15 protein-coding genes and 1 pseudogene are annotated in these 16,416 nt (G+C 53.8%); 2 read left to right on the top strand and 14 right to left on the bottom strand.

The genetic code is table 11. The features are described 5' to 3' along the window. Nucleotides 1-31: 31 nt before the first annotated feature. Nucleotides 32-874 carry a basic amino acid ABC transporter substrate-binding protein gene (locus SE15_RS03930; protein ID WP_054520784.1) on the bottom strand — a complete coding sequence of 281 codons (843 nt, stop codon included), beginning with the start codon at nt 872-874 and terminating at the stop codon, nt 32-34. Nucleotides 875-989: 115 nt separating this feature from the next. On the opposite strand from SE15_RS03930, the gene SE15_RS03925 reads away from it, so the two are divergent. Beyond that, entirely contained in the window at nt 990-2,018 is a 1,029-nt protein-coding gene (locus SE15_RS03925) for a lysylphosphatidylglycerol synthase transmembrane domain-containing protein (protein ID WP_152965525.1), read from the top strand. Here the strand turns inward: SE15_RS03925 and uvrC are convergent. The 4 genes from uvrC to SE15_RS03905 are packed head-to-tail and all read right to left on the bottom strand — an operon-like array spanning nt 2,015 to nt 7,684. Next, the gene (gene uvrC, locus SE15_RS03920) at nt 2,015-3,877 is read right to left on the bottom strand and encodes an excinuclease ABC subunit UvrC (protein WP_054520782.1); all 1,863 of its coding nucleotides are present in this window, start codon (nt 3,875-3,877) and stop codon (nt 2,015-2,017) included. The two genes, SE15_RS03925 and uvrC, sit on opposite strands and share 4 nt — an antisense overlap. Before the next feature lie 47 nt (nt 3,878-3,924). Then, nucleotides 3,925-5,544, bottom strand: a complete 1,620-nt coding sequence (gene ggt, locus SE15_RS03915; RefSeq protein WP_054521321.1) for a gamma-glutamyltransferase — start codon at nt 5,542-5,544, stop codon at nt 3,925-3,927. A 41-nt stretch (nt 5,545-5,585) separates the two neighbouring features. Next, nucleotides 5,586-6,644 (bottom strand): selenide, water dikinase SelD, encoded by a 1,059-nt coding sequence (selD, locus tag SE15_RS03910; protein WP_083461681.1) that lies wholly within the window; start codon nt 6,642-6,644, stop codon nt 5,586-5,588. 8 nt (nt 6,645-6,652) lie between these two features. Then, complete coding sequence (locus SE15_RS03905) at nt 6,653-7,684, bottom strand: prohibitin family protein (RefSeq protein WP_054520781.1); 1,032 nt, start codon at nt 7,682-7,684, stop codon at nt 6,653-6,655. Nucleotides 7,685-7,950: 266 nt separating this feature from the next. On the opposite strand from SE15_RS03905, the gene SE15_RS03900 reads away from it, so the two are divergent. Then, the gene (locus SE15_RS03900; RefSeq protein WP_054520780.1) at nt 7,951-8,820 is read left to right on the top strand and encodes an MBL fold metallo-hydrolase; all 870 of its coding nucleotides are present in this window, start codon (nt 7,951-7,953) and stop codon (nt 8,818-8,820) included. Nucleotides 8,821-8,833: 13 nt separating this feature from the next. Here the strand turns inward: SE15_RS03900 and SE15_RS03895 are convergent, their stop codons facing one another. The 9 genes and pseudogenes from SE15_RS03895 to yidD form a co-directional block, all read right to left on the bottom strand. Then, nucleotides 8,834-9,547: a glycerol-3-phosphate acyltransferase gene (locus tag SE15_RS03895; RefSeq protein ID WP_054520779.1), complete on the bottom strand. Its 714-nt coding sequence runs from the start codon at nt 9,545-9,547 to the stop codon at nt 8,834-8,836. Nucleotides 9,548-9,589: 42 nt separating this feature from the next. Continuing rightward, nucleotides 9,590-10,006, bottom strand: a complete 417-nt coding sequence (locus tag SE15_RS03890; protein ID WP_054520778.1) for a M67 family metallopeptidase — start codon at nt 10,004-10,006, stop codon at nt 9,590-9,592. Next, nucleotides 10,006-10,875, bottom strand: coding sequence for a DUF5656 family protein (locus tag SE15_RS14460; RefSeq protein ID WP_160316656.1), 870 nt, complete (start codon nt 10,873-10,875; stop codon nt 10,006-10,008). Before SE15_RS14460 ends, SE15_RS03890 begins: the two co-directional genes overlap by 1 nt. 9 nt (nt 10,876-10,884) lie before the next feature. Continuing rightward, complete coding sequence (locus SE15_RS03880) at nt 10,885-12,204, bottom strand: pyrimidine-nucleoside phosphorylase (RefSeq protein WP_054520776.1); 1,320 nt, start codon at nt 12,202-12,204, stop codon at nt 10,885-10,887. 29 nt (nt 12,205-12,233) lie between these two features. After that, nucleotides 12,234-13,394: a glycosyltransferase gene (locus tag SE15_RS03875; protein ID WP_054520775.1), complete on the bottom strand. Its 1,161-nt coding sequence runs from the start codon at nt 13,392-13,394 to the stop codon at nt 12,234-12,236. Between the two features lie 52 nt (nt 13,395-13,446). Then, nucleotides 13,447-14,229: an RNA-binding cell elongation regulator Jag/EloR gene (jag, locus tag SE15_RS03870; RefSeq protein ID WP_054520774.1), complete on the bottom strand. Its 783-nt coding sequence runs from the start codon at nt 14,227-14,229 to the stop codon at nt 13,447-13,449. 23 nt (nt 14,230-14,252) lie between these two features. Beyond that, nucleotides 14,253-15,050, bottom strand: a complete 798-nt coding sequence (locus SE15_RS03865; RefSeq protein ID WP_054520773.1) for a YidC/Oxa1 family membrane protein insertase — start codon at nt 15,048-15,050, stop codon at nt 14,253-14,255. A gap of 19 nt (nt 15,051-15,069) precedes the next feature. Further along, complete coding sequence (locus SE15_RS03860) at nt 15,070-16,131, bottom strand: outer membrane protein assembly factor BamB family protein (protein ID WP_054520772.1); 1,062 nt, start codon at nt 16,129-16,131, stop codon at nt 15,070-15,072. A 41-nt stretch (nt 16,132-16,172) separates the two neighbouring features. Continuing rightward, nucleotides 16,173-16,415 (bottom strand): annotated as a pseudogene (yidD, locus tag SE15_RS03855) (membrane protein insertion efficiency factor YidD); the annotation flags it as partial. Between the last annotated feature and the right edge of the window lies 1 nt (nt 16,416).

Here is a 16,416-nt window from a genome sequence, read left to right as displayed (position 1 = left end):
TGCACCGGCCCTGCGAGGTGAGCTTATGGATCTACTGCGAGGCCAGCCACTTTTGCTCGAGTTGCTGGATAAACCCTTCGTCCTTGAGTGCCTTCAGCGCTGCGTTGATTTTTTCAACCAAATCAGCCCGATTCTTGCAGATGGCAATACCGTAGGATTCCTCGGTGAAGACCTCTCCTACAGTGGTCAATTTCTCAGGATTTTTGCCGATAAAACCAAGAGCCGTAGGATAATCCGCGATTACCGCATCAATTTGACCATTTGCCAAATCGAGGAAAGCCAGGTCATAGGTATCATAAGGCTTGAAAGTCACACCCGGGATCTTCTGCGCTTCGATCGCACCAGTTGTTCCGAGTTGCGCCCCTACGGTCATCCCTCCCAGGTCATCTTTGCTTTTGATACGCGTTTCACCCTTTCGAACCACCACAATCTGACCTGCGTTAATGTAGGGGTCGGAAAAAAGCATGGACTGTTTACGCTCCTCGGTGATCGTGATCGCGGCAATGGCTGCATCATACTGGCACTCGGAAAGCCCCGCCAACATAGGATCAAACGGGAGATTGGTCCATTCCAACTTGAAACCCGCCTTTTGAGCAATGGCGTTCATCAATTCCACATCAAAACCGGTGAGCTGCTTAGTGGCTTCATCCACTAATTCAAAAGGTGGGAAGGTGGCATCAGTGGCTACACGGACCGTCACTTGAGTCGCAGCGGGGTATGCAGTAGCCTGCGGTGCTGCCCCTTCGGTCGTAGGCGCTGGATAGCCGGCCTGTTCCCCTGCTGGTGGAGTTGCAGGCGCGGCTGGCTGACAGGCTGCCAGCAGCAACCCTAAGATCACCACAAACAACATCCACTTAAGGCCATTTTTTTTCACGGCGTCTCCTCCTTTTTCGATTTTTGTGAAAGAAATGAGAAATTTAGCCGCATTGGCGGGCTTGTGATTATTATACCATCCCTGAAATACTTGCCCGCCGGGTATAATACAGCCCGTGAGTACTAACACCCATTATGCTTCTTCAATGGGTGCCCTGCGCCAGCGCCTGGGTTTGGGATTGATTCTGGGCTTCCTGGTGCTCTTGGGGTTGGCCTTGTTCGGAGATATCCGCCAGGTAGGACAAGTGGTGCAACACTTTGATTGGCGCATTTACCCCCTGGCGCTAGTGCTCACACTGTTTAACTACACCCTGCGCTTCGTAAAGTGGCACTACTACCTGCGCCTGGTAGAAGTCTCTACACTGCCCTGGTGGCAAAGTTTGCGCCTCTTTGTGGCTGGTTTCCCGTTGGCCGTTACCCCCGGCAAAGTCGGCGAGGTGCTCAAGGCCATCTGGATCCAGCAGAAAAGCGGCCTACCGGTGGCCCAGGGTGTATCCATCGTGCTGGCTGAACGTATCAGCGACGGCCTGGCCGTGCTCATCCTTTCCACCTCAGGCGTTATGGCATATCCTCAATACTGGCCCGCTTTTGCTTCAATTGGATTACTCTTACTTGGGGGCATTATTCTCTCCCAAATGCGGACTCTCGTCATGCAAATCTTCAACTGGTTGACCCGCCTGCGTCGGCTGGGTCGCCTTATTCCCCCACTGCGCCAGTTCTACGAGGGGACTTTCATCCTCTTCCGCCCCCGCTCAACGCTTCTGGCCGTCTCTTTGGGCAGTCTCTCCTGGCTGGGCGAGGGGATTGGGTTCTACCTGATCCTGGTAGGGTTGGGTATGCCTGCCACCGCCCACACTGCCGGGCTCGCCATCTTTATCCTGTCGTTCTCAACCGTGGTTGGCGCCGTCTCCACCCTTCCAGGCGGTCTGGGTGCAGCCGAAGCCTCAATTGCCGGCATGCTGGTTCTTCTGGCTCATTTGCCTCAAGCCCAGGCTGCCGCTGCTACATTACTAATCCGCCTGGCTACTTTGTGGTTCGGTGTTTCCTTGGGGCTAATCACGTGGACCTTTTCCCCTGATCTTCTGGGACTAAAAACTCGTCAGGACCTGTTTGCTTCTCCCACGCGGGAACAGGGCGTCCATTAATCGAGATGGGCTTTCAGGGTCTGCGCAATTTCAGGGGTGATGCCCTTGATGCTGACGAGTTCTTCCAGGCTGGCCTGGCGAATGCCTTCCAGGCTACCGAAACGCTGCAACAGGGCTTTACGCCGGGCAGGTCCGATCCCGGGAATGGAATCTAGTTGGGAAGCCAATCCCGCCTTGGTGCGCCGATTGCGATGTGCAGTGATGGCAAAACGATGCGCCTCATCGCGAATGCGTTGCAGAAGATACAACCCCTGCGAGTGGCGCGGCAGCATCAGGGATTCCTTGCGCCCTGGTAAGAACAACTCTTCTTGCTGCTTGGCCAGGCCCACAACAGCGATCTTCTCCTGCAGACCAAAACGCTCCAGCACCACCATAGCCCGGCTCAGCTGGCCCTTGCCACCATCCACAATCAGCAAGTCGGGCAGCAAAGCGAATGCCGGATCCGGCTTTCCACCCGGCTGCGCTGCCTGCTCCTGCGCCGCCACGTAACGGCGAAAGCGGCGGGTGAGCACCTCCTCCATACTAGCAAAATCATCCGGGCCGCTCACCGTCTGGATGTTGAAGCGTCGGTAATAAGCCTTCTTAGGCACCCCCTGCTCAAAAACCACCATGCTCCCAACGGCGTAAGTCCCTTGTGTATTCGAAATATCGTAACACTCAATGCGATTGGGGGGGTGAGAAAGCCCCAATGCCTGCTGCAACTCGCTTAGCGCCTGGCTCTGACGATGTTTGTCCGCTTCCCACTGGGCGCGGAGCGCACGCAGGGTTTCCACCGCATTCTCTGCCGCCATCTCCACCAGTTCTTGAGAGAGGCCCTGCCGAGGGACCAGCAACTCCACTTTAGGCCCCCCGCGACGATCTCTCAGCCACTGCTGAATGATAGCCGCTTCCTCAATCTCGTGGGGAAGGAGCACCTGCGCTGGTACGCTGGCGGCTTCGGCGTAAAATTGCTTGATAAATTCCGCCAGCACCTCGGTATCTTCGCTATCTTGTGCTCCCTCCAGGATAAAGTACTCCCGCCCGATTAATTTCCCATTGCGAATAAAAAAGACCTGCACACAGGCTTCGCCGTCATCCCGCGCCATGGCAATCACATCCGAGTCCAATTGCTCGGTCGTGAAGACCTTTTGCTTTTCCACCACCCGCTCAATGGCAAAAATTTGATCCCGTAGCGCCGCTGCTCGCTCAAAATTGAGACTCTCGGCAGCCTCCTCCATTTCCTGGCGCAGGCGGGCGACTATGGGTTCGGTACGGCCCTCTAAGAATTGGCACAGGTCATCAACCATCTGCCGATAATGCTGACGATCAATGGCCCCAATACATGGGGCAGCACATAGTTTGATGTCGTAGTAGAGGCAAGCGCGCTCGTCCTTGCCTGTAATGTTGCGATCACAGGTGAGATAAGGGAAAAGACGGCGCAGCACGTCCAGCGTTTGATGCACCGCCCATACACTGGTATAAGGCCCGAAGTAGCGCGAACCATCATTTACCATCTGACGGGTAACGGTCACTTTAGGGAAGTCATCAGCCCAATGAACTTTGATATAGGGGTAACGCTTATCATCCTTGAGGCGCACATTGTAGCGTGGGCGATACTTTTTTATTAAATTCATTTCCAGAATGAGTGCTTCCAGTTCCGAGCCCACCACAATCCACTCAATATCCGTAATTTGCTGTACCATGCGGCGAACCTTGGGAGGATGAGTGGCGGGGCTGTGAAAGTAGGAACGCACCCGGTTGCGCAGATTAACTGCCTTGCCGACGTAAATCACCTCACCGGAGGCGTTCTTCATTAAGTAACACCCCGGTTTGGTTGGGATCGTTTCTAGAATACCCTGTAAACGCTCACCGATGTCCATCGTACAAATAATTGTAATGCGCCCCTGAATATGTGAAAATGGTAAACCTAAATCAGGGGAAATGCACATCCATCGGCGCGTAAATCACTGCCACCCCACAGAACGCCGGTCTCCCGATCCCGAAAAATAATCTGCCCGCGTCCAAAGAGCGCTCGCGACATCCCGGTCACGCGTTCTACCGGGTGCCCCATGGCTTCCAGAGCCACCAGGGTGGCTTCGGGGATGCCCTCTTCCAGCGCCACCAATCCACGAACAGATTGATCCTGCAAGCAAAAGCGAGGCCGATCCAACGCCGTTTGTGGATCTAAGGCATCATCTGCAAGCGCCGTCACAACCTGGACATGTCCCTGAGGTTGCATAAACCCACCCATCACCCCTAAAGCCGCATATAAAGCGTCATCATCTGCGTGGGTGACCAGGGCAGGAATGATGGTGTGATAAGGGCGTTTGCCCGGCTGTAATGCGTTCGGATGAGTCGGGTCAAGGCTGAAGTTGTGACCGCGATTTTGCAGGCTAAAGCCACACCCACGTGGAACAATACCGGTGCCAAACCCCATATAATTGCTGTTTACGAAGGAACAAGCATTCCCCTGACCATCCACTACGCAGAAATACACTGTATCAGACCCCTGGTAAGGGTTACCATAGCCGACCTCAGGCAACGCCTGTCGCGGATGGATCAGGGCTCGCCGTTCAGCCGCGTAAGCCCCGCTCAAAAGCACTTCTACCGGAATAGAAGCAAAAGATGGATCGGCAATGTAGCGAAAGGCATCCGCAAAAGCCAGACGAAGAGCCTCAATTTCCAGATGAAGACGATCAGCCGAAAGCGCCTCCAAAGAAGCAAGATCAAACCCGCTCAAAATATTTAATGCCAGCAGTGCCGTAAGCCCCTGACCGTTTGGCGGACATTCCCAAACCCGCAAGTGACGGTAGGTAACTGACAAAGGCTCATCCCAGGTGCTTTGGTGCTCAGCCAGGTCATCTAGCGAAAGACAGCCACCTGCCTCTCTCACCGTACTGACAATTGCCTCTGCAACGGGACCCTCATAGAAAGCACGCTTCCCCCCAAGCGCAATTTGCTGCAAAACGCGGGAGAGATTGAGATTACGAAAGCACTCTCCTGCACGTGGGGCCCGTCCATCAATCAACAATTCATGCCCGTTTAGCGCATGGCGCAATTGGGCCTCTGCGCCTCGCTGCCAGAAATGAGCGGTCAACGGAGCCACGGGGAAACCCCGCTCAGCCAAATCAATGGCAGGGGCCAGCACTCTGGCAAGATCCAGTTGACCAAACCGATCAAGCAGATCACACCAACCCGCACATGCGCCAGGCACCGTGATTGTATAGGGATGAAAGGGAGGTAACGCACCCTCAAAGCCCGCTTTCTTTATACGTTCCGGGGTTAAATCCCGGGGGGCTCGTCCGGAGCCATTCAATGCATGGACACTGCGCGAATTTACTTCGTAATACAATGCAAAGCAGTCACCCCCCAGCCCGGTGGAGGTGGGTTCGGTGACCGCCAGCACTGCGGCCATCGCAACAGCGGCATCTGCCGCGTTTCCCCCTTGCTCCAGAATCCGCAACCCCGCTGCCACCGCCAGGGGCTGTGAAGCCGCCGCCATGCCCCGTGTTCCCATCACAACCGAGCGCCGTGATGGGTAAGGCATGAATGAATTCAGTGATCTAAAGAGCCCATTGCCCCCGGGATTCATACCACCTCAATACCGCTTCCCTCAATCACCTCACCGATCACCCACAAAGGCTCTCCTCGATCCTCTGCTAGGGCAAGCAAGATATTAAGGCGTTCCTTCGGCACAGCCATGAGCAGGCCACCACTGGTCTGTGGGTCAAACAGCAACATCTGGGAGGCCTCGTCAATTCTAGGCGCAAAACGGACCTGCCCGCCAAAATACAGGCGGTTATCAGAAGCACCCCCCGGGAACATCCACTGCTCTGCATAGGTACGTGCCCCTTCAATGAAGGGAATGCGCTCAAAAACCAAACGTAAACCCACACGGCTGGCCAAAGCCATCTCCAGCCCATGCCCCAGAAGGCTAAATCCCGTCACATCCGTAGCACCACGTACACCAACTTCACGACCCATTTCGGCAGCCGAGCGATTCAAGCGCATCATCCAGGCAACGGCTTCATCGACATCTTCAGGACGAGCCGCATCACGCTTCAAAGCCGTAGTAGTCACCCCAAAACCAAGAGGCTTACTTAAGACCAACACATCTCCGGGGCAAGCACCACCCTTGGTGAACATCTGCTGCAGATCAACCCACCCCAATACAACCAAACCATATTTAGGCTCCTTGTCCTGAATCGTGTGCCCCCCAGCAATGACAACGCCCGCCTCACGCGCCTTTTCCGCACCACCGCGCAAAATTTCACTCATCAGGTCATGAGGGAGACTCGGCGGCAAAGCAGCGATATTTAATGCCAGGAACGGTACTCCTCCCATGGCGTAGACATCCGAGAGGCTATTGGCGGCTGCAATGGCTCCATAAGCATATGGATCATCCACAATGGGGGTGAAGAAATCTGTGGTCACCACCAAAGCGCGTGAGGCATCCACCCGCCAAACCGCCGCATCGTCCGGCGACTCCAGCCCAACCAATAGGTCGGGGTAATCCTGAGGTTGAAAAATGTTCCTGAGAGGGCGCAACACGTGCGCCAGCGCTTCCGCGCTTAATTTTGATGCTCAACCTGCACAGGTGGCCAAACTGGTCAGACGTATCTGGCGTCCTGAGGGTGGATTCACCATGATCTACCTCACGGAGTAGGTGTTGCCTGGGGCTGTGGTGTGGGCAATGGCAGAATAAAGGGCGCATTATTTGGCAGTAGCAGCGCCTGAATGTTCGGCGAAAGCTTGGTGACATAGAGATAATTGAGTAATTCCGGATCTTCACGCAGGGCTTCGGCAATTACCTTTAAGGCCTCGGCTTCTGCCCGCGCCTGAATGATGCGCGCCTCAGCCTGTCCCTTAGCCTCAATCACCGCAGCATCTGCTTTACCCTGAGCCACCTGACGCGCTTGCTCTGCTTCCTGCTTCTTCTGCTCCACAATAAACCGCGCCTGTTGTGCCTGTTGCTCGGCAATTTGTTTCTGTTCCACCGATGCCGCATATTCTGGAGAGAACGTCACATTTCGCAGGACAAAATCCACTAAAACCAGGCCATTCTCCTCAAGCTTTTGCGCCAGGGTTGCACGAATGCGATCTACGAGTTCAAAGCGCTTACTACTAACCACTTGTTCTACCCCATATTGGGAAACTGCATCTCGCACAACCCCTCGTGCCAATGGCCGCACCAGGTCGCGAGCATAACGGTCTTGCCACTTTATGTGAACCTGCACCACCTTGGAGGGGTCCACTGCAAAAATGACTGAAGCATCAACAAATATCTCTTGCCCATCGGCTGTGCGTGCGGCGATCGAATCATCTCCGCTGATTTCTCCCTCGCTGGCTACCTTGGACATCGTGTACGTTTGGTTGGAGATAGGGTAACGAACAACGTACTCCACAAAGGGGATCACCCAGCGCAAGCCAGGCTCCAGAGCCTGATCGCGATACCCCTTGGGGGCAAGAGCAGAGATCACAACTCCACGCTCCTGGGGTTCAATAAATACCAACCCTGCTGCTACTAAACTTGAGACAATCGCCAATGCTGCAGTAATCAAAATGGTAGTGCCCGCTTTGCGCATAGGCCGGTTTTGGGCAGCGCGAACAATGGCCAGGATCATCAATCCGACCAACACAATCCAGAGCAATGAGGCAAACCCCTGCAACAGATTGGCGATATTCATAAAGCCCTCCGTTATGCGTCTTAATCAAAGCATCGCCACAATTATAATGCCGACCCGGGTCTTCGCTGGCTGGCAACTCATGTACAACCCTACTAGAAGTGCCTTAACCCCAATAGATGATGCCCCCAATCCACAACATATTTGGTTTACTCTCAACTGGCGTTTTTTGACATTTATCTGGGTTTATGCTATTGTTAATGCCGTGATCCCTTATCTGCACTCCGCAGAATCCGGATCATCCCTCATCCTACCATGCAGGTGCAGGTATGCAACGCGAACGCATCTCCGAAAACGTTTATTGGTTCCAAAGCGATATTTATGCACAGGTCACCGCTGGCGCCGTAACGGGACCCCATTGGGCTGTTTTAATTGACACACTGGCCCTTCCCGAAGAGACCTTGGCAATGCGTGCCTTTATCGAGGAGCAATTAGGAGTCCCGGTACGTTATATTATTAATACGCATTATCATGCGGATCATGCCTGGGGGAATGGATTCTTTCCAGGAGCCACTGTCATCAGCCATACGCTGTGCCGCCAGTTGCTTGAGCAGCGGGGGCCCGCTGCGCTGGAATCGGCGCGTCGTCAAAATGCTGCCTTTAAGCAGGTCAAACTTGTTCTTCCTCATCTGACCTTTGAACAAGGCTCGCTGGCTTTAAGAGTGGGTAAAAAGAATCTGGTGCTATTCCCAACCCCCGGGCACAGCACCGATGGCATTTCGGTTCTGGTTGAAGAGGATCGTGTGCTCTTTGCTGGTGATGCTTTCCTCCCCCTGCCTTACTTTGTAGATGGCGACCTGGATACCCTTGCGGAAACAATTCGCATGATCGGCAAAATGGGCCTGGAAAACATTGTCCAGGGACACGGGGATATTATCCTGCGGGGTGAAATTGACGAAGCCGTACGTGAAAACCTGAATTACCTGAGTGCTGTGCGGAAAGCCGTGCGTGCTGCCCTCAAGCGACGCAATCCACAAGAGGCTTTGGACGCAATTGATATTGAGTCCTGCGGAAAAAGCCACGTATACCTGGGAGGACTGGCGCGGGAACTTCATCGCCGCAATGTGCGCTTTTTATACCGCCTGCTCAGCCGCGAGGAAAGCGCACCAGTTTCCCAATCCGCACCGGGAAGTGATTAGCCAAAAAGGCTTTTTAAGGTGTCGCGTTCTGGTTTCCAGAATTGACCGGGGGACCACCTTGTTGCTGTTGGCGCTTTTGCAGATATGCTCGCAAGCCCACCGCGCGCTCCGTCCCTTTGCGTAAACGCTCCAGGTTGGGACGCAGGGCATAGAGAACCACCCCAAGCACCGCAACCCCATAGAGAACATACACCCAGGTGGACTCGCCCTTCAAAGCCCGAACGGCAAATACCACCGTAGTGACCACCGCCACGCTTATCGTGGTTACCGAGGCATAACCGACCAGGAAATACACCAGAGCACCGATGGGCAGGATATACATCCAAATCGGCGGCCAGATGGCGATTGCACCCCCAAAAGCCGTTGCCCCACCTGCGCCTCCTTTGAAGCGAATTCCACCCTGCTCTCGTCTTTCAACCAGAAAAGCCGAATAATTATGCCCCATGACCACCAAAACAGCCGAAGCCACCAAAACCCAGGGATTCTCAGGCACCAGGGCACGCGCGATCCATCCAGCCGCCACACCTTTAAGCACATCCAAAACAGCCGTGATCACCCCCGCTAACCATCCTGCTGCACGCATCACATTGGTACCGCCTGTGCGACCACTCCCAATGCGGCGCACATCCTGGCGGCGTGCCACCCAAACAACGATCAGCCCAAAGGGAATCGAACCCACAAGGTAAGAACCTAATAAACTAAAGATGGTTTTTAATGCTACTGGCATTGCACGACCTCCAATCTACCAAACCCTAATCCGTTGTAAAAGTTACTCTGTTTCAATAATCAGGTGTGCTTCTTGATAGGTGCGCATTTCAATGTTAATCTCAAAAGCCCGCAACTGCCAATCTTCTCCCACTGGAGAAACGATCACCATAAGGCTATCAGGATAGGCATACTCAAGCAAGTCCGTTTCTGAGGGCATTGCCGGACCACGAGGATGGGAATGGAAAATACCCACCAGATCTAAACCCTCAGCATCCAGCCGTTCAAGGGCCCTTAGAAGTTCATTAGGGTCCATCCTGAAACGCACCGGGCTATGAAGGTGATTGGTGACCAGAATCACCACAGACACAGTCTCTCCCCGACCGCCCAGCAAGCCACATGCTTCCTCAGGCAAGTGCCGAATGACGTGATGCAGAATCATTGCCTTTTGGGTTAATGAAAGACGCAATTCCCGTGACATTATCGTCCGAATATGAAAGCCAGGAATCCCAGAAGGAGCATCATGATTAGGGGCTCTAGCCAGGCGCTTCGCCAAGGGCGCCCCTCTTCTAATGCCCCAGCCAGGCTGGTCAGGCCATAGGCAAAACCGGTAAGAATGAGCCCATAAGAGAGGGGTTTCAAGGGAAGGTAATGCAACCCGGTCGAAATCTGAAGGATTAGCACCCCCACTACCGCCGCCCATTCCCACGACCAGCGCTCAACCATACGCAGATAGAGATTGCGCAGAACAATCAGCACAATCGCAGGCACCAGCACCAACCATTGCAAATAGAGACGAACCCCTGCCGCGCGCAGGGTAACCGCCAAAATCAGAAACAATGCAAACGAGACCGCAGTGAGGGTCACATAAGCCCAAAATTGCCCAGCTCCTATTTGCCCGGCTACCACATATTCCGCCGCCATCACGGCAAAAAGCAGCACACTACCCAGCCCAAAGATCAGCCACCACTGGGGACTCACCTGCAGAGTTCCCAATGGAACGCTAAGTGCCCATGCCACCAACGCCGGCAGTGGCCAGTGGACCAGGCGGTAACGTAATGCAAGCCGCTCCTCCCGCTCCTGAAGAATCCAATCCATGCCACTGATCACCAGCAGAGTTACCCATATTGCCGCTAAACTGGACGAAGTCAGGGGCAAAACGAAGAGAAACCCCGGCAGTGCCAGAGTAGGTGATTCCAGTTGCAAATGCAGGAAGGGGAGCGTGGCATAGCCGAGGCAGACCACAGCCGCTACCTGACTAAAGCGTGAAAGTGGCAAACGTTCACTCTCGGAAAGCATGGGGATCACCCCATCAGCCAAATTCGGTAGCCCTTCCTGCGCCATCGCCATTTCTGCTTTTCAATTTTCCGGTAGTTCCCCTATCACCCCATAGAACAGAGGCAGGGGATCAACAGCCACCTCGCTCCACTGGCAGGCAGCCAGTAATCGTTCTCTGGCTACTGCCAAATGTTCGCGACGATTCGCGTGGACAACAAACAACGGTTGACCCTCTTCTACATAGTCGCCTACTTTATGGAGCACGAGCACCCCCACCGCATGATCAATCGGATCGCCCTTCTTGGTGCGCCCGGCTCCAAGAAGAAGTGATGTCTCACCCACCTGCTGAGCGTCTATCTGGCTTAAGTAACCTCGACGTGGTGCGGTGACAGTCTCAACAAACTGTGCCTGCGGAAGTCGCTCGGGATCATCCACCTGACTGACGTCCCCACCCTGAGCTATGACCAAAGTCCGGAATTTATCCCAAGCCCGTCCATCTTGAAGTGCCGCCTCAGCCATCAGGCGAGCCGATTCCAGATCTTTAGCCTTTCCTCCTAATACCAGCATATAACTGGCTACAACCAGACAATGTTCAACAAAATCTTCTGGACCCTGATTATGCAAAGTATCAATAGCCTCTTTTACCTCCAGCGCGTTTCCTACTGCCCGCCCCAATGGCTGATTCATATCACTGAGAAGTGCAATGGTGCGCCGTCCGCTCAACTTACCGATCGCCACCATCATTTCAGCGAGCCGGCGCGCTTCTTCAAGCGTGCGCATGAACGCTCCTCGCCCCACTTTCACATCGAGAACAATGGCCTGGGCTCCTGCTGCAATTTTCTTGCTCATTATGGAAGATGCAATCAGCGGAATGGAGGGCACCGTACCTGTAACATCACGCAATGCATAGAGGATGCCATCAGCAGGAGCCAGATTCGCCGACTGAGCACTTAACACAATCCCATAAGTTTTCAAGTTATGGAGGAATTCCTCGACGCTCAGGGCAGCCCGAAAACCGCGAATGGATTCCATTTTATCAATCGTTCCACCACTGAAGCCAAGTCCACGCCCCGACATTTTCCCTACCGGCAGACCGCAAGCCGCCACCGTAGGCTCAACCACCAGCGTGGTCTTATCACCCACCCCACCCGTTGAATGCTTATCCACCGCAATGGGCACGACCTGGCTCAAATCCAGCACCTCCCCTGAATGTGCCATAGCCAGGGTCAAGTCAGTGGTTTCGCGCTCGGTCATGCCTCTCAACATCACCGCCATAGCCCAGGCAGCAACTTGATAATCCGGGATTTCCCCCGAGACCATGCCCCGCACAAAGAATTCAATCTCCTCGCGGGTCAGCTCTAAACCATCACGTTTTTTGATGATAATATCCACAGCGCGCACGTGATTTTCCTCCACACAGAAGCGAAGTTTTAAAGCCAACGGATTCGAGGCTTTACCAGGCGCCGTCCGCGCCAGGTCGAAGCACCTTGCAACGTTAGGCATAATGAGTATAAACCAATGCTCAGGTTTATACCTATGGTGATTGGGTAAAACAGCGCCAGATATAGAGGTATGCGCAGGCGAAGATAGGCCAGCCCAAACAGGATAAAAGATAACAAAATCGCCAGAAGGGCCTTTTGCAAATCAGCGCCCAAAGAGAAACCCAACAAGTGAGCCGCTATCACACCCCAAGGCTGCAGAAACACCCACCCTAACCACCCCATCACAAATAAAAAGGGCACGACCCGGTAACTGAACACCCCAAACAAATTTTTGGAAAATCCGTGAAAAGCTTCCCGCCAGGAATGGTACATGCGGCATTGGATTAACTCTCCGCCATCCATGAGGCGCCATCGATAACCCGCCGCAACTGTCCGACGCCCAAGCGCCATATCATCTACCACATCATCCCGAAACGCTGCATGACCGCCGATTGCAAAATAGGTTTGGCGGCGTATAAGCATAAATTGTCCAATCGTAAACGTTAGAGCGGGCCAACGCAGGCGAAAAGCCAATGCCAGAGGATAAAAAGACATCATTGCCCAGAGAAAAAAGGGCTGAATAAGACGCTCCCCCCAAGTTTGCATGACCTCATAAGGCACGAGGGAGAGGAGATCAAGGCGATCTACCTCAAAAGCCGACACAGCGCGTCGTAGCGCGTCAGGAGCCAGTTGTGTGTCGGCATCTAAGAACAGCAGGACCTCGGCTGAAGCACTTTCAGCCAATTGCTGACAAGCCCAGTGTTTTCCCAACCATCCTTCCGGCAAAGGAGCCCCTCTCAAGCAATGAAATCGCTCATCGCTGGCTGCAACCTCTGCTGCCAGAACACCGGTGGCATCCGTAGAATCGTCATCGAGAACCCATACCTCAAAGACACCCGGATAATCCTGCCTACGTAAACTCTCCAGACAACGAGGCAGATTATCGGCTTCGTTCCTGGCCGGGATCAAAACGGCCACTTCCGGCCAATGAGAGGGCTCACGGGACGAACAAGGCCTTTGAAAAGCCCAGAGATTGGAAAGGCAAATGAGCAGGAGCACCAACAAAAAAACAAGGATTCCGTCTTGTGGGTTGCTCCAATGCACAGGCATTACGACTCCAAAACAAACCTCCCCCGAATGGGGAGGCTTATGGTCACTCTACCTAAAGGCGCCGTGCCGGACGTTTTGGCACGATTGTGACCTTGCGGTTAGGTTCTTCTCCAATGCTTTCAGTAATCACTTCAGGATGGTCTCGTAATTCCAGGTGAATGATGCGGCGCTCATTCGCCGGCATCGGCTCGAGCACCTGGCGTCGCCCCGTTAGTACCGCTTGATCAGCCATTCGTCGAGCCAGAATACGCAATTGGCGCTCACGTCGGGCACGGTAGCCTTGAACATCAATGATAAGAGGCACCCAGACCCCCATCTCGCGGCTGACAATCAAACTACTAATATACTGCAAGGCATTGAGAGTCTCTGAGCGGCGCCCGATCAAAATGCTCAAATCATCCCCCTGAATTTCCACCCACACAACCGATTGTGCGTTTTCTTCCTGAGGGGGCTGAATGCGCACTCGCAAGCGCGCATGAACTTTCATACGATCCAGCAACTCACCAACCACCCGCCGCGCCACCTCAACGGCTTTCTGCTCATCCCATTGCCCAAGCGGCATCCCCGATTCGGCAACGCCCTCCTCTTCAACCTGTGGCAAAGCCCCCGTCTCCGGCATAGTTGAGGCGACCTCAACCGGAGGCTCGCCCGCCGCCTTCACCGAAAGCTTGACTCTGGCATGGCGACTGCCGATACCCAGAAAACCCCGACTGCCGGGATCCAACACCTCCACCTCCACCTGATCTTGAGAAAGACCCAATTGATTCAGTCCACGCGCAATGGCCTCTTCAACAGTTGGCGCAATGACTTCCAGAGTCGTTCGCTCTTGTTTCATAAGTCCGCCTCATGTGTAGTTTGTTATTTTTTGGCCCCCACCTTCGATGGCTTCTCCGCCGCCCGTTTTGGCAATATGTTTTTCCAATTGAGTTGACCGAGCATGGCGTACTGAAGAATTCCGATCAGGTTCGAAACAACAAAGTAGAGAGCCAGCCCCGAAGCCAACGTCAACGCCAGATACCCCATCAGGAACGGCATGTACAGATTCATCATGTTCGAAAACATGGCCGACTGATCCTTAGGGTTAGCGCTGGGCGGTGTCATCAGTTTGCCTTGCAAATACGTTGTAACGGTGACCACAATCGCCAGCACCGGAATCCCTACGGGGAGGAAAGGCAATACTAAGCGCTCGGGCAGCCCCAGATCCATCCACAAGAACTGGCTGTTCAAGGGGATAAGGGTTTCAACCTTCAGCAATGCCGGGTAGATATGACGGATCAGATTCAGGAGTTCAATGGGGGTGCTGGCCAGCGTAATGATCAGGCTTTGATACAGCCCAATGATGATTGGGAATTGGATCAGGGTTGGCAGACAGGAAGCAAATGGGTTAATCCCCAATTCGCGATAGAGCGCCATTTGCTCTTGGGCCAGTTTCTCACGATCGTTCTTGTATTTTTCCTGGATCTTGAGCCACTTTTCATTCTTCTGCAGTTCCTGCATCGCTTTCGCACCCTTAATCTGCTTGACCATCAAAGGGTGCGTGATCAGACGGATCAGCAACGTAAACAGAATGATCGCCAGACCAAAATTCTGCCCAACCAGGTTGTAGATAAACAGCATCACATTTACAAAAGGGGTGATAATTAACGCATCCCACATGGTTATTTACCCATCCTGCCTATTTTGGAGGCTCAAATGCCCAGGCCTGCTGTCCAGCAGGAGTCAGTGCCTGGATCAAAACTTTGCCCTGCGCTATGCCCACCAACAGCCGATCATCGGCAATCACAGGGCCATTATAAATCTTGCCCTCAAGAGTCACGACCCATTTTTGACTTCCCTCTTCGGTGAAAGCGATTACCTTGCCGCTCTCAGTGGTGAAAACCACCTGTCCATCTATCCAGGTTGGTGCACCCGTCAGGGATTCGCCCAGGTTGCTTTCCCAAATCACAGTGCCATCCTGAGCGCTCAGGGCATAGACCTTACCGCCCAAATCTCCCAAATAAAGGCGTTCGCCGTGAAGCAGGGGTTGCGACCAGAAATTGTTTTCAAAGGCTTTCTGCCATACCACGCTTCCGTCCTCAGCCCGAATGGCCAGCACGTTACGCGCCAAAGTGGAGACGTAAATGATCCCTGCGTTGCTCAACACCGGTGAGTAGACAACCGCGCCGCCCAGGTCACGCGCCCAAATCTTCTGACCATTGGCTGGGTCAAGGGCATACAGGTAATGATCCATCGAAGCCTGGTAAATACGCTTCCCATCACTTACCGGCTGTGACCATAAGGCCTTAGAAGCCTGAAACTTCCAAATCAATTTGCCTTGTAAATCCAACGCGTAAAGGTTGTGATCGGCATTAGGAGCATAAATACGTCCATCCACCACCAGCGGACTGGCAATCCAGCGTCCTTGCGCGCCGGTGAATGCCCACTGCTCCTGCCCTGTCTGCGGATCCAGGCTGTGCAGAACCGCCAGGTAATCACCAACCACCAGGTGCCCATCCGCAATTGCCGGGGCCGCGAAGAAAAGTCTCTGCCCTTCTGCCTTCTCCGGGAAGCGCCAAAGCATACTTCCATTGTCTGTACGAAGGGCATACACATGGTTGGCATAGGCTACGTAAGCCACATCATCAACCACCGTCACTCCCGGCCAGCTCGAAGAGGCCAATACCCCCGAGCATCCCCCAAGCAGAAGAGCCACCAGCAGCAGACTTACAAACAAGAAAATTTTAGGCGAACGCGTCATTGACCTCATCCTTGCATCCAGCATAGCGATTGAATGTTCTATGGTACTGGGTCGTACCCACCCGGGTTAAATGGGTTACACCGCAAAACTCGCCAAACCGCCAGCACCGTGCCCTTTATCACTCCGTGCTTATAAATGGCCTGGTAACCATAATGAGAGCACGAGGGATAAAAACGGCACGTATTGGGTGGCAACGCAGGCGAAATAAGGGTTTGATAGAGGCGAATCAAAGCCAGTAACAGCCACCGCGGAAGCGTGAAAAGGGTTAGCGGTAAATCCCGCAAG

The organism is Thermanaerothrix daxensis, assembly GCF_001306145.1.
GTDB lineage: Bacteria > Chloroflexota > Anaerolineae > Anaerolineales > Anaerolineaceae > Thermanaerothrix > Thermanaerothrix daxensis.
This window is presented reverse-complemented; position numbering and strand designations above follow the sequence as displayed.